Below are 642 nucleotides of genomic sequence, written 5' to 3'. Positions count from 1 at the left end.
GGGTCATGTTCATCGGCCTCTTCGCCTTCATCCTCGATCAGGGACCGGCCTTCGCCAAGGCCGTGGTCGACAGCCTGTTCCAGATCGGCGCCGGCGGCGGCTCGGCTTCGCCGGCGAACATTTTTGATGCCGGCATTCGCGTTGCATCCAAGATGTCCGAGCAGGCGCAGTTCGGCCTGTTCGAGGACAACGCGCTCGCCATCGCCGCGGTCTTCGCAATGGTCGTTGTCGTCGTCTCCTTCTCTCTGGTGGCTGCGATCTTCGTGGCCGTCATGGTGGAGATGTATGTCGGGCTTCTGGCCGGGATGATCATGCTTGGACTGGGAGGCTCCTCCTACACCAAGGACTTCGCCGTCCGTTATCTGGTCTATGCCTTTTCCGTCGGCATGAAGTTGATGGCGCTGGTGATGATCGCCAAGATCGGCTCAGACATCCTGCTCGGCCTGGCCGAAGCGCCGACGGCGACCTCCGACCAGTTCATCACGACGCTCGCCATCGCAGGCATTTCGGTCGTCGTGTTCGTCATCGCCATGTACGTTCCCCCGATCGTGCAGGGGGTGGTCCAGGGCGCGTCGATCGCCGGCGGCATGGAAGCGATCCGGCACGGCGCGCAGGCCGCGACCTTCGCCGCCGGCGGTGCCT

Annotated in this window: 1 protein-coding gene; it reads left to right on the top strand. The window is 63.9% G+C overall.

What is annotated here, in order from left to right:
* Positions 1–642: P-type conjugative transfer protein TrbL (trbL, locus tag EOC06_RS36640; RefSeq protein WP_245470401.1), on the top strand; the 642-nt coding region annotated here is incomplete at both ends.

Origin of the sequence: Mesorhizobium sp. M7A.F.Ca.MR.362.00.0.0, assembly GCF_004023175.1 — a bacterium.
GTDB lineage: Bacteria > Pseudomonadota > Alphaproteobacteria > Rhizobiales > Rhizobiaceae > Mesorhizobium.
The sequence above is the reverse complement of the archived record's forward strand: the minus strand, read 5'-3'. Positions and strand labels throughout refer to the sequence as shown.